8 protein-coding genes, 1 tRNA gene and 2 pseudogenes are annotated in these 12,258 nt (G+C 64.5%); 4 read left to right on the top strand and 7 right to left on the bottom strand.

Annotated features, from left to right (window positions below):
* The first annotated feature begins 167 nt into the window (after positions 1-167).
* Both GTK09_RS20700 and GTK09_RS20695 read left to right on the top strand, forming a co-directional pair.
* A tRNA-Gly gene (locus GTK09_RS20700) sits at positions 168-242 on the top strand.
* Positions 243-663: 421 nt separating this feature from the next.
* Positions 664-1,563 (top strand): LysR family transcriptional regulator, encoded by a 900-nt coding sequence (locus GTK09_RS20695; protein WP_163465300.1) that lies wholly within the window; start codon positions 664-666, stop codon positions 1,561-1,563.
* Between the two features lie 268 nt (positions 1,564-1,831).
* On the opposite strand, the gene GTK09_RS20690 is transcribed toward GTK09_RS20695, so the two are convergent.
* The 6 genes from GTK09_RS20690 to GTK09_RS20665 form a co-directional block, all read right to left on the bottom strand.
* Positions 1,832-2,674 (bottom strand): hypothetical protein, encoded by an 843-nt coding sequence (locus GTK09_RS20690; RefSeq protein ID WP_163465299.1) that lies wholly within the window; start codon positions 2,672-2,674, stop codon positions 1,832-1,834.
* Between the two features lie 674 nt (positions 2,675-3,348).
* Positions 3,349-6,429 carry an efflux RND transporter permease subunit gene (locus tag GTK09_RS20685; RefSeq protein ID WP_163465298.1) on the bottom strand — a complete coding sequence of 1,027 codons (3,081 nt, stop codon included), beginning with the start codon at positions 6,427-6,429 and terminating at the stop codon, positions 3,349-3,351.
* The gene (locus GTK09_RS20680) at positions 6,426-7,664 is read right to left on the bottom strand and encodes an efflux RND transporter periplasmic adaptor subunit (RefSeq protein WP_163465297.1); all 1,239 of its coding nucleotides are present in this window, start codon (positions 7,662-7,664) and stop codon (positions 6,426-6,428) included. The genes GTK09_RS20685 and GTK09_RS20680 overlap by 4 nt, the downstream gene beginning before the upstream one ends.
* A 185-nt stretch (positions 7,665-7,849) precedes the next feature.
* A complete protein-coding gene (locus GTK09_RS20675) occupies positions 7,850-8,305 on the bottom strand; it encodes a hypothetical protein (protein WP_163465296.1) in 456 nt (151 codons plus the stop codon).
* 287 nt (positions 8,306-8,592) lie between these two features.
* On the bottom strand, positions 8,593-9,351 hold the full coding sequence (locus GTK09_RS20670) for an ABC transporter permease (protein ID WP_163465295.1): 759 nt from the start codon (positions 9,349-9,351) through the stop codon (positions 8,593-8,595).
* Positions 9,348-10,298, bottom strand: coding sequence for an ABC transporter ATP-binding protein (locus tag GTK09_RS20665; RefSeq protein ID WP_203561141.1), 951 nt, complete (start codon positions 10,296-10,298; stop codon positions 9,348-9,350). Before GTK09_RS20665 ends, GTK09_RS20670 begins: the two co-directional genes overlap by 4 nt.
* A 354-nt stretch (positions 10,299-10,652) precedes the next feature.
* Here GTK09_RS20665 and GTK09_RS28175 point away from each other — a divergent pair.
* Both GTK09_RS28175 and GTK09_RS20660 read left to right on the top strand, forming a co-directional pair.
* A pseudogene (locus GTK09_RS28175) lies at positions 10,653-10,847 on the top strand (HNH endonuclease); the annotation flags it as partial.
* Positions 10,848-10,877: 30 nt separating this feature from the next.
* Positions 10,878-12,077: a hypothetical protein gene (locus GTK09_RS20660; protein WP_246218033.1), complete on the top strand. Its 1,200-nt coding sequence runs from the start codon at positions 10,878-10,880 to the stop codon at positions 12,075-12,077.
* Between the two features lie 61 nt (positions 12,078-12,138).
* On the opposite strand, the pseudogene GTK09_RS20655 reads toward GTK09_RS20660, so the two are convergent.
* Positions 12,139-12,258 (bottom strand): annotated as a pseudogene (locus GTK09_RS20655) (IS481 family transposase); the annotation flags it as partial.

The following is a 12,258-nucleotide window of genomic DNA, read 5'->3' as shown; positions in this document are numbered from 1 at the left end:
GGTTCCGGCAATAGCCGACGGCGCGCTCCCGGTGAACCCCGTCGCGGCCAGTCCGGCGGCTCCTCGGGCGATTTTCCCGCGTCGTCAAATTCAGTGTTGCATTGTCCGATTCTTTCCGTCATATACCGCCCGTCCGCGGCGCTGGTTACCCACGCCGCACGGAGCGGGCGGGTGTAGCTCAGGGGTAGAGCACAACCTTGCCAAGGTTGGGGTCGAGGGTTCGAATCCCTTCGCCCGCTCCAAAATTTCCTATTTAGTTCCAATGAGTTACGCTGCCAAAGGCGGCGCTTACGTTGCTTTGAATTGCAGTCTAGGACCTCTTCCAAAGCACATTCTATGCAGCCGGAAGAAAGTCGCCGGACAGTTCGGCGCGCGTTCGGCGCTTTGATCCGCAGCCAAACGACAATGCAGCGGCACGGAGATAGCAGCGGGGAGCTTATTGACGGCGCCTCCCCACCTGATAAGATGCTATCATGCATCCTATAAGGTGCGCACCGTGTGCCTGCCACTGAGCAGAGGCTCGGCGTGCGAGCGGATCGGTCGACCGGAACGACCCCATGCATTCGGAAACGCCAGCAATCGCCGTTGAGTGTCACGGCCATAAAGCCTGTCCGCCAGATTGCCAGCTTTCCCCTCGTGTAGAGTAGTTGGGCGGCAGATAAAATGGAACCGAAGCCCTTCCTCCGACTGGACGAGATCCACTGCTTCCTCGCGGTTTCTGAGCACGAGAGCTTTCGGAGGGCCGCGGAAACCCTAGGCACAAGGCAGTCCAGTGTCAGCCGCGCTGTCCTGCGCCTCGAGGACAGGCTGGGCGTTTCGCTACTCGAACGACGCAGCACAGGTACGAAACTCACCAATGCCGGCCGACAGTTCCTCAGCGAAGTGCGACCGGCACTTGCACAGTTGGGTCAGGCGCAGCGCGCCGCAATGGGGGCTGGACGCGGAGACACAGGAACGGTTCGCGTCGGCCTCCACTCGCCGCCCATTAGCAAATTTGTCCAGACCACCGTGTCCATGTTCCTGGAACGGCATCCGGAAGTCCGCATCGACATCTGCGATGGCAGCCGTGAGGAACATATAGCAGCTGTCCGGTCGCACAGGCTCGACATTGCGTTCATCCCAGGCACAGGACTGGTGCAGGGATGCGAATCCGCGGAACTGTGGCAGGAGAGAGTATATGTCGCCCTCCCGGGCAAGCACGATCTTGCCCGTCGGCGAAGGCTTGATTGGCCCGACATCATAACAGAGCACTTCATCGTGAGCCGATTTTCTACGGGACCAGAGGTTCGCGACTGCATTCTGCGTCGGACGGCAACGTACGCGATCCACCCGAACATCGAACTGAAGGAGGCTTGCGGCGAAACGTTGATGGCTCTCGTTTGCTTGGGGCAAGGAATCACTGTCGTTCAGGCATCTTGGGCAGCGGTCAGATTCCCGGGACTCGTTCTTCGTCCACTGAAGGCTCCGCAGGACATCCTTCCATACATGGCCGTCTGGTCTGCCAAGAACGACAATCCCGCGCTGCGCCGTCTCGTCAGCCTTGCCCGCGCTCTCGCCCGCTGAAGTCGGCTGCTCGCATTCGGCACTCGGCGGCGACCAGGCGCCACAGTCGGAGGCAACGCACTCTTCCTAAACAAATCGAACAATCGCCGACAGCGGACGCGGCTCCTAGCGCCCACTCTCACGGCTGACGCAGCCGACGTCGCGAGCTTCACCACTTCGTCGGATCGGCGGTAGGCGTCATTCCGCAGCGCGTCTCGCGCGCTGCTTCGAGAACGAGGCGGAAGCGAATCCGGCCCAACCATCGACGTCGCCCTTCATGTTCGGCTGATCAACGCAACGCGGCGAAGGAGTTCGCCTTCACCGCCCATCCGAGACGTCGCAATTCCTTCGTGGCTAAGGCCGACACGTCTCCCGAAATGCGCAATTCCCGATCGCCGCCTGCTTTGCCACCGCCCGGGACGAGGCGGGTGAGCTTCGTCAGCTGATCGGCATTGCGGGGGGTCCAGGCGAGTGCATCGGCTGTGAAGACAGCAACGTTCTTGCCGCCGCCCACCGTGACAACCGGAATGTCGTCGATGACATGCAAGCCTGCGATGCGGTCGTCCTTGGCGACGCGCGACGCGATGTAGGCCAGCGCCTGCACCGCGGCAAACGCATCGCGCCGCGTGTCGCTGGTGGCGACGAAGGACGCAAGGCTGGACAGGCCCGATGTGCCGGACAGGGCGACCAGATAGCCGACGGCCTGTGTTTTCTCCGTCGGCGTGAGCTTGTCGTTCAACAACAGCTCGTTGATGGTCTTTTCGGGCATGCGCAGCTTTTCAAGGCGCTCGCGATTGGCTGCGGCGCTTTCGCCGGGGTCGAGGTCGAGGGTTCGGTCGGTGACGGAATCGAGCGTGCCGAGTCCGGAGATGACCATGCCGCCGACTCCGGGAACAAAGCCGAGCGCCTTGTCGATACCGAAGCCGCCCACCGCCGAATAGGACGCGACCTTGCCGAGTTCGTCGGCAAGCGGCAAATAATGCGTATAGGGATCGACATTCAGTTGCCCCGCGAGGCGGCGTTTCGCCTTAGCGATGCCGACGAACGTTTCGATCAGGCTGTCGTCTTCCCGGTCCGGCCGCTTCGGCGCGGGATGGCCGAGCGTGGTGACGAACTCACCGGCGTCGGACACGCCGCGCCTGACGGCATGCACCTTGCGCTTGATGTTGGAATAGCCCGTTTCCGTCGCTCCGATTGGATCCGTCACGGTTTGGTAGACGGCGACGACCGGGCGGGTGACGGCGCCTCCGGCGCCCTGGAAGAACTCTCCGGCCGGCGAGCGCTTCCTGAGAGCATCTAGAGCGAGCAGCTCCTGGACATGCTTGCGGGCGAGGTCGTCCCCGGCGACCGTGTAGGAGCCGGCTTTGGTCGTGAAGGTGTAGGTGTCGTATCGCCCGTCGCTCGTCACCTCCGGTTGGACCGCGTAGCCCGCGCCCGTCCGGTAGGACCCGAGGAGGGTCGCGGCCGATCGGCTTTTGGGCGTTTCCACCGGGCCTTTTTCCGGCCGGCTTCTGTCGTCGCCGCTGCCCGCGGTTGCGGCGAGGCATAGTCGAAGAACTTGCCGTTGGTGCCGTGGGAGGCGCAGCCTCCCAACAGGACGACCATCGCGGTGGCCCCGGCCAGAGTTGGCAGGCCTCGGCCGGTTCCGCGGCTGCGGCGCAGCTCCGCCGCCCGATGATCTCTCGGATGGGATGTCGTCAGAAGGGTCATTGGGATGCTCCATAGGATGCGTGAATGCATCTTTGCGGGAATGGGCGTGCAGGATGATCCGGGCGGGGCCGGCTGGGGCGGCGACGAGCGAGGGCCTCAGGGTGGGGTGGCGGCCGTCGTTTCGGTCCCGCCGCCCGTCGCCGGGTGGTGGTCGGAGCCGAGAACCCAGGCGAGGCCCTTCCGGGACCAGTCTTTGAGGCTCTCGACGACGATGAAGAGCGAGGGCACGAAGAGCAGCGACAGGAGCGTCGACAAGAGCAGGCCGCCGATGACGACCACCGCCATGGGGGCGCGGAATTCGCCGCCCGTCGCGCGCGTCAGCATGGACGGCACCATGCCGGCCGACATGGCGACCGTCGTCATGATGATCGGTCGCGCCCGCTTGTGCGCCGCGTCGATCACGGCCGGGACGCGGCCCGCTCCCGCCTCGACGGCCTGGAACGCGAATTCGACCAGCATGATCGCATTCTTGGCGACGATGCCGATGAGCATGAGCACGCCGATCACGACGGGCAGGCCAAGCCCCGCCCCGTAGAGGGCGAGCGCGAAGATCGCGCCGCCGATCGCCAGCGGCAGCGACAGGAGGATCGTGATCGGGGTCAGGAAGCTGGCAAACAGCAGCACCAGGACGACGTAGACGAACAGGACTCCGGTGCCCATGGCGACCATGAAGCTGGCGAAGACCTCTTCCATGAACTCCGCGTCGCCGGCCGCCCGCACGGACGTCCCCTCAGGGCGATCGATCCTGTCGGCGGCCTGCATGACGGCATCCATCGCCGGTCCGAGCACCGCGCCGCCCGCAAGATCCCCCTCCACGGCCACGCGATAGCGGCGGTCGTAGCGTTCGATCGTGCTGGGTCCCCGGGTGAGGTGAGCCTCCGCTACCGCGCCGATCGGCACCTGCTCGCCCGAGGCGGAAAGGACGCGCAGCTCCGACAAGCGCGTGAGGTCGTCGCGCGCCGCCTCCTCCAGCCGGACCCGGATGGGAATGCGGGTTTCGCCGGCGTTGAATTGCGGCAGGTTCGCGTCCGCGTCGCCGAGCGTCGCCAGACGGATCGTCTCGGCCAGTGCCGCAGTGCTCACGCCGAGCTCGGCCGCCCGCTCGGGCATCGGCGTGATCCGGACCTCGGGCCGCATCAGGGCTGCCGTGGTCGAGACGTTACGCAGCTCGGGCAAGGGCCCGATGGCCCGGGCAAGGGCTTGCGCAGCTGTCGACGTGGCGGCTTCGGTGTCGCCCAGGACGTTGACCGAGACGTCGCGCCCCGCATTGCCGCCGGCGACGAAGAACCGCGTATCGGGAATGGCGGCGAGCCGATCCTCGATGGCGGCATCGATCGCGCGGCCCGGGCGGTCCCGCTCGTGGCGCTGGCCGTAGTTGATCCGCACCGTCAGGTCGGTGGCGGAGACACCGTCGACGAAGACGCTCCGAACTTCCGGGACGTCCGACACGAGCGCCGTGGCGCGCTCGGCGACCCGGCGGGCGTCGATGGGGCGCGAGCCCGGCGGAAGCTGTATCGTCACGATCGCGCGGCCGATGTCCGAACTCGGCGCGAACTCGGTGGGCAGCAGCGTGCTGGAGTAGATCGAGCCCGCGAAGATCAGGCCGCCGAGGGCGAGGGTAACGAACCGGTGGCGCAGGGTCCATCCGAGGAGGCGCAGATAGAACCGCATGAGTCGGCCGTCCTTCGCCTCGCCGGCATCGCCGCGGCTTTTGAGGAAATAAGCCGCGAACATCGGCGTGATCAGACGCGCCACCAGCAGCGAGAAGAGCACGGCAACGGCGACGGTGATGCCGAACTGGCCGAAATACTGCCCGGCGACGCCGCCCATGAAGACCACCGGCGTGAATACGGCGACGATGGTGAGGCTGATCGCGATCACCGTCATGCCGATTTCGCTCGCCGCCTCCTCTGCCGCCTGGAAGGCGGGTCGGCCCGAGCGCATGTGGCGCTCGATGTTCTCAATCTCGACGATTGCATCGTCGACCAGCACCCCCACCACGAGGGTAATTCCGAGGAGGCTCAGCGTGTTCAGGGAGAAGCCGAGGAGATCCATCACCGCAAAGGTCGGGATGGCGGAGAGCGGCAGGCTGACGAACGCCACCAGCGTCGCCCGCCAGTCCCGCAGGAACAGGAAGACGACGACGATCGCCAGAACGGCGCCCTCGTAGAGGGTGTCCATGGCCGCGTCGTAATTGGCGGCCGTGAAGACCGTCGCATCGTCGATCAACGTGAAGTGCGCGTTCGGATGCGTCTGAGACAGATGCGCCAGGCGCTCTTTCGTGGCCTCGGCGGCGGCGAGATCGCTGGCTCCCGTCGCGCGGAACACGGCGAAGGCGACGACCGGCTTGCCATCGAGAAGGGCGAAGCGTTCCGGCGTCGCCGCGTCCTCAGTGACGGCTCCCAGCGCGTCGAGCTGAACGGTGTCCCCCGACGCCAAGCGGATCGGCGTTGCCGCCAGCGCATCGACGCTTTCGGCCGATCCCGTGGCCCGGATCGAATAGGCCTGGCTGGCAAACTGCCCGGAGCCGCTGCCGAGATCGACGTTCATCCGGGTGAGCTGCGCATTAATTTCGGCCACCGTCACGCCGAAGGCGAGAAGGCGGTCGGGAACGAGCTCGACGTCGATCTCGCGGTCGGTACCGCCCATCCGCACAACGCCTCCGACGCCCTTAATCGCCTGGAGCTCCGGGGTGATCACGTCGTCGACGAAGGCGGACAAGCCTTCGATCGAGCGGGTCTGGTCGGCGACCGCATAGGTCAGGATGGCGCCGCCTTCGACATCGAGCCGCCGCACCACCGGTTCGCCGATGCCCTCGGGTATGTCGTCTCGGGCTCGTGTCACGGCATCCTTGACGTCGTTCAGCGCGCGCTCCGTGTTGGTGCCGACGACGAAATCGACGGTGAGGCTGGCGGTGCCGTCCGCCGCCTTGGCGCTGACGTGGCGGACGCCCGCCGCATCGCCGATCTGCGCCTCAATCGGGCGGATCACCTGGCTGACAATCTCGGCGGGATCGGCCCCCGGCAGGTCGACCGAGACCGAGATCATCGGCAGATCGACATTCGGCATCTCCGTCACCGGCATCCGGAAGAAGCTGATCAGTCCCAGCACGCACAGGACCAGGAAAAGCGCGATCGGCGGCACGGGATTGCGGATCGCCCAGGTCGACATGTTCATCGTGCCGCCTCCGCCTGAGCGGCGCTGCGCTCTTCGGCGAGAGGCGCCGCTTCGTCGGCCCGCAACGGCCGGACCGCGTCGCCGGTGTCGAAGAAGGCACCGGCCTGCGCGACCACCTCGTCGCCCGCTGCCATACCTGAACCGATCTGCCGCCATCCCTGCCAGATCATGCCGGGGTCGACGCTGCGGCGTTCGACGACGCCGTCCCGCACGCGCAGGACGTAGGCGCCGTCCGCAGCGGTCATCACAGCGGTTGCCGGAACCGCGAGGTCGCGGCGCTGGTCGACCGTGATCCGGCCGCCGGCAAACAGCCCCGCACGCAGGTCGTCCTGCGGCTCCAGCGCGATGCGGACCGTTCCGAGGCGCGTCTTGGGGTCGACTTGCGGCGAGATCAGCCGAACACGGCCCTCGACCGGGCCGAGGCCGGCAATCTCCACCGTGGCCGGCTGGCCTTCCCTGACCAGCCCCAGACTGGTCTCGACCACCTTGACCTCGGCCTCGACCTCTCCGTCGCGGATGATCCGAAAGATCGGGTCGACGCTGGAGGTCGCGATGGACCCCACTCGTCCGCTCCGCGCCGAGATAACGCCAGAAACCGGCGCCTTGATTTTAGCATCGGCGAGCTTCTCGCGAGCGATATCGAGAGAGTTCTGAGCCTGCCGGAGTTGAGCCTCGGCGACGTCCTTGCCACTCAGCGCGGAATCGCGATTGGCTTCTGCCGTGCGTTCGGCGGCAATCGCGTCGTCGAGGGCGACCTGCGTGGCGGTGCCGCGCTCTCGCAGCGCCTTGGCTCGCTCGAGCGTCTGCTGAGCTTGGGCCAGCCCCGCCTCGGCCGAGGCGATCTGGCTTTCGGCTTGTCGGACTGCGGCCTCGGCCCGTGCCCGTTCGGCTTCCGCCTGAGCCACGTCGAGGTGCAGCGTCCGATCTTCGAGCTGTGCGACGACCGTTCCGGCCTCGACCCGGTCGCTGATCTCGGCGTCGAGGCGGGTGATCCGGTAGCCGTTGATCTCGGGAAAGATGAGCACCTCTTCCCGTGGAACGAGGGTTCCTGAAAAGGTCACCGGCTGGACAAATTCTCTTTCCGCAGCTTCTGCGACCGTCACTGCCGGGACGCGAGCCGGCTCGTTCGCCATCGGCACCTCCGCCGGACGAGACAAGGCGCGGATACCGACAAAGGCGCCGGCGGCGACAAGCGCGACGCCCGACAGGAGCAGAATGACTGAGAATCGAGACATCTTCTTCCTAAGGCGAAAGTGACGGGCGACCGAACGTAAAAACCGCTCCGATGCCGCCGCGTCTGCGGGTGGGCACTCTTGATCGCAGGTCGATCGGGGGAGGCAGTCGACTGTCGAGGCTGCGCCGGTTGGGGAGCAGAAGGCAGCGTGGTGAACGACGAATCCGGCCGGTGCGGCGAAGAGCGCTATTCATCGATATCCAGCGTTTCCTGGCACAGAGGAGAAAACTTGGCCTTGGAGTTTCGCAGGCAGCTCTTGATCGTGAACGGGTTCAGCCCTCCGCACACCTCCACCATTTCGTGCTGGCAGATCTGAGCGGTTTCCCAGAAGTCCTGGCATGTCGGAGAGAGTTCGGACTGATGGTCCGCGACGCAGGCTGAAATGGCGCTGGGGGTCAGCCGCCATGGCCGCAGGCACATCGATCGGATCTCAGTTCCGCATTCTTCCTTCACGGCCGGTGTCGGCGCCGCCGCGAACCCCGCATTGCCGACCGAAAGCAGGCCGACCGTCAGGGCGATCGTGCGACCTGTCGATCTCAGCGCACCAGGCCGCAGATTCCGCTGGCGCCGTGCACCGAAGCTGGAAGAACATGCGTCGCCAGGACGGGGCCGTTCCCCGCGATGCTTGTCGATCTGCATCATTGGTTGCACCCCTGATTGCCGCTGCGCTTGTTCCGCTTGAGGCGACCCTGGGCGCGGAGAATTGCCGCAGGATTACGGGGTCCGACCGAGGCTGGATAATTCCGCAAGAGCGGGCAGGCTTTTTGAGCTGCGGGCGGTGAAGCCGTTGCGTGATCGGCCACGGCACGAAGGCGCGGCCACTGCCAATGGCCAGGAGCGCTCGGCCGACATGCTGGTCATCTGCCAGCCGCCGCGATGGGCGACGTGCCGGTCCGTGCCTGCCTCGCGCGCCGTCGCATCGTGCTCGATCAGGCGTCGCGGACACTGAAGCTGACAAAAGCGGCAGTTCCCACCGCCGCGGTCACTGCTGCCAGTATGCCGAGACCCAGTTCGGGACCGACCACCGCGTCCACCGGAACGACCCGATAGGCCGCTTGCCCGGAGCTTATGGGCCAATAGTGCTGCAACCAGCCGCCAACGGCTCCGGGAATCCCGGGGGCGATCGCTGGAACGAGGAGAGTGACGCCGATGAGCGTGGCGAGGCTGGCTGTGGTCGATCGGGTCAACACGCCAACAGCCAGACCCATCAGGCCGACCAGCGTCAGGTAGAGCATAGCGCCGACGAGCGCTCTGGCTACGCCCGGATCAGCGATTCCGGCTGAGGCAAGTCCGGCACCCGCCAGCATGGCCTGAATGGCGGTGAAGCTGAGAAGCGTCGTGGCGATGCCGGTGCCGAGCGACATTACGCAGACCACGGTTGTCTTGGCGGCGAGCAGCCGAAACCGCGCCGGCACCACGGCAAGGCTCGTACCAATTAGCCCCGTCGCATACTCGGAGGTGATGCTATGGGCGCCGAGCATCCCGACGAGCAGCTGTGCGAACAGGAACCCCTTCAGGCTCTCCGCCGTCGGATCCCAGCCATCCGGAAGATCGGCCGGTGAAACGCCGATCAGGTCGGATACTCCCAGCATGCTGAGCGTGGTTCCCGCAAAGATCGCGCTCAGGGCCGTCAGCCACGGGCTCGATATGCTGCGCATCTTGATCCATTCGAAGCCGAGAACGTTCATGCCAATTGGCCTTCGTACTGGGTGACGCTGCGGGTCAGCCGAAGAAAAGCCTTTTCCAGCGGTTCGCGAATCGTGGTCAATTCGTCGAGGGTGATACCCTCTTTCGCGGCCATTCCGCCGACGCAGGACGGGTCGGCCCCGGCGACGTGGAGTGTGTCGGATGCTATGGCCTTGAATCGCATTCCAGCATCGCTCAGCGCGCGGGCGAGCTGTTCCCTCGCCGCCGTTCGGACCAAGACCACTGTCGACGTGTGAGCTTTGATGAACTCGGCCAGCGACGAGTCCGCGATGAGGCGGCCATTGCCTATGACGATCAGGTTGTCGGCGGTGATCTCCATCTCCGACATGAGATGGCTGGAGAACAGAATGGTGCGTCCTTTGCTGGCGAGAGACCGCATCAGGCTGCGCATCCATCGGATCCCTTCGGGATCGAGGCCGTTGAGCGGCTCGTCCAGGACGAGCACGTCCGGATCGCCGAGCAGGGCGGTCGCGAGGCCGAGCCGCTGATACATCCCGAGGGAGAATTGGTCGGGGCGGCTGGTCGCGGCATTACTCAACCCTGCGAGATCCAGCATCTTGTCGACGCGTGCTTTTCCGAGGCCGGCAGCATGCGCGAAAGCGAGCAGATGATCGTATGCGGTACGCTGAGGATGGACCGCGCGGGCATCCAGAAGCGCACCGATCGTCCGCGCCGGATGTTCGAGCTCGGCAATGGGACGACCGCCGATGGTGATCGCTCCCTGCGTCGGCCGGATCAGCCCGAGCAGCATTCGCAGCGTGGTGCTCTTGCCGGCACCGTTGGGGCCGAGAAATCCCGTAATGACGCCAGGCTGGACCGAAAACGACAGCCCGTCCACCGCGGTCTTGCCGCCGTATCGCTTCGTAAGGCCGTGCGCTCGAATGCACATGGCGCCCATCAACTTGGAATCCGCTTTGGTCCAGGACATGGTCTTGCTCCGCTCTGTCGTTGATGCGGGCGACCGTGCGGTTGGCGAATTGCGGGGACATTACGGGGGGTCGAGAAGGCGGCCTCGCGATCGGCGACCGTCTATGGGAACAGCGCGGCGGCTCGTTGCTCCACGTTGTTCGCAAACGCCATCGTGGAACAGCTCTTCAGAACATCACGCTGCATCCAGACCATTTACATTGGCGGCTGTTCGTCTCGCCCCATGCGGCCGATGATTGGAGACGCGGGCCACCGATGGGCGCGAGGTCATTGAAGCGTAGTGCACAGGCTTGTAACCTATGGATCTCGTCCCGATCTCTACTTGACCGGCTTGATCGTAGCGAGGATATGCAGGATGAAGCGGTCTGGCCGCCCCTTGACGCCAGATGATCGCGAGAGGCTTGCGAAGCGAGCCGATTATCGCTGTGAGTATTGCCACGCTCCTTGTGACCGGCATTCTGGCGAACCCGATCACATCGTACCGCTTGCCCGGGGCGGCGTGGATGGGCTTGAGAACAGAGCACTCGCGTGCCGGAATTGTAACGTTTTCAAAGGAGCGCACCAGCGCGCCTGGGACACTATGACGAACGAAGAGGTTCCCCTCTTTGATCCCAGGTGGCAAGATTGGGACGAGCATTTCTTTGAAGACGACATGGGCGGCAAGCCGTTAGGAAGAACCGCTGAGGGACGTGCAACGGCGGACTTGCTCTGGGGAAATCGACGAGGCGTGAATTTTCAGGTCTGGGGCTGGCCCCTGGCGGACGAGCTCGGATCAAGGCGCATCACCATCCCGTTGTATCGGCTGAGGACGATGGTGCTTCGAAATGATGGCACCGCATTCGAACATCTTGCGGCCTTGTTGCGGAGTGACGATGAGGTGCAACGAGCAAAACCGGAAGTACGGCTAAAGATCGATCTGCTCCTAAAATGTATGGGTGCCGAGATCTCAATGTTGACTGCCGACCCTCGCTCGCTTCGTAGAAGCATGATCGATTGCTTAACCGTTGCTCGAAGGAGCAGGGGCCGCTGGCCCGAAATTCGGATCCGCTGCCTTTGGCTCCTGTCTCTCATCTGGTTCAGAGTCGCGACGATAGCCGCCTGTGGGCCCAATGGTCCTGCGGCTGTTTCGCATGCTCGCCGTAACGCGCGGCGCTACCACGACCGGTGCCTCGCCGAATGGTTGAGCGTCAGGCAGCAGGCAGGCGCGACCCCGGAGATATGGTCCGACGACCTCATTCCTGGCCACCTCCTGAAGGGCCTTGTGGAACAGCTGAGGGATGAGGAGAACGGGGCGCGGTGTCTGACCACAGCCTTCCATGATCAGGCACGGCGAATCTGCGATGCGGCTCGGGTCGAACATGTCCCTTATTTGACCGATGCCGCTCTCTTGCTGGAAGAGGATGCGCTCCTCGGGGTAGCCCGCCAGGTCCTTGACGCCGCCAGCTCGCGCGCTCCTCAGGGCGACAACCTGGCACTCAATCAAGCAAGCTCAAATGCGAGACGTAAACATCAACTCGATTGGCGAGAAGGACTGATCGACGAGGCTTCGCTCCTGCGCGACATCGATTTCTGGACTGGTCATCGTACTTTCGACGACATTCACCTGCTGCTCAACGATCTCGGACAGAACGGTGGTGTTGATAAATATTCGTCAGAACTACGAGTCTTCATCTTAGATGCAGCACTTGAGCGGCTTCGAACCCGTTCCAGGCGGCCATACGGTGTGTCTAAAACAGATGCGCGCATTAGTGAGGCTGCCTTGTTGCGGCGCCTGCGCTAACAGGACGGAGCTTTGCCGCAAACAGCCTAAATAGCACGGAGGCGTCACATAAGGTGTCCACTTAAGCTTCTTGACTGACGAATGACATGACGGTTTCGACTGGCCTACGGCCCATGTTGCGGTAGCCGAGGTGCGGGCGTTCGGTGTTGTAGTGGACGAGCCAGGCGTCGAGATCGGCCTG

The organism is Jiella pacifica, assembly GCF_010500815.1.
GTDB lineage: Bacteria > Pseudomonadota > Alphaproteobacteria > Rhizobiales > Rhizobiaceae > Jiella > Jiella pacifica.
Note: the sequence above shows the minus strand (reverse complement) of the source record. Positions and strands in the feature narration are given on the sequence as shown.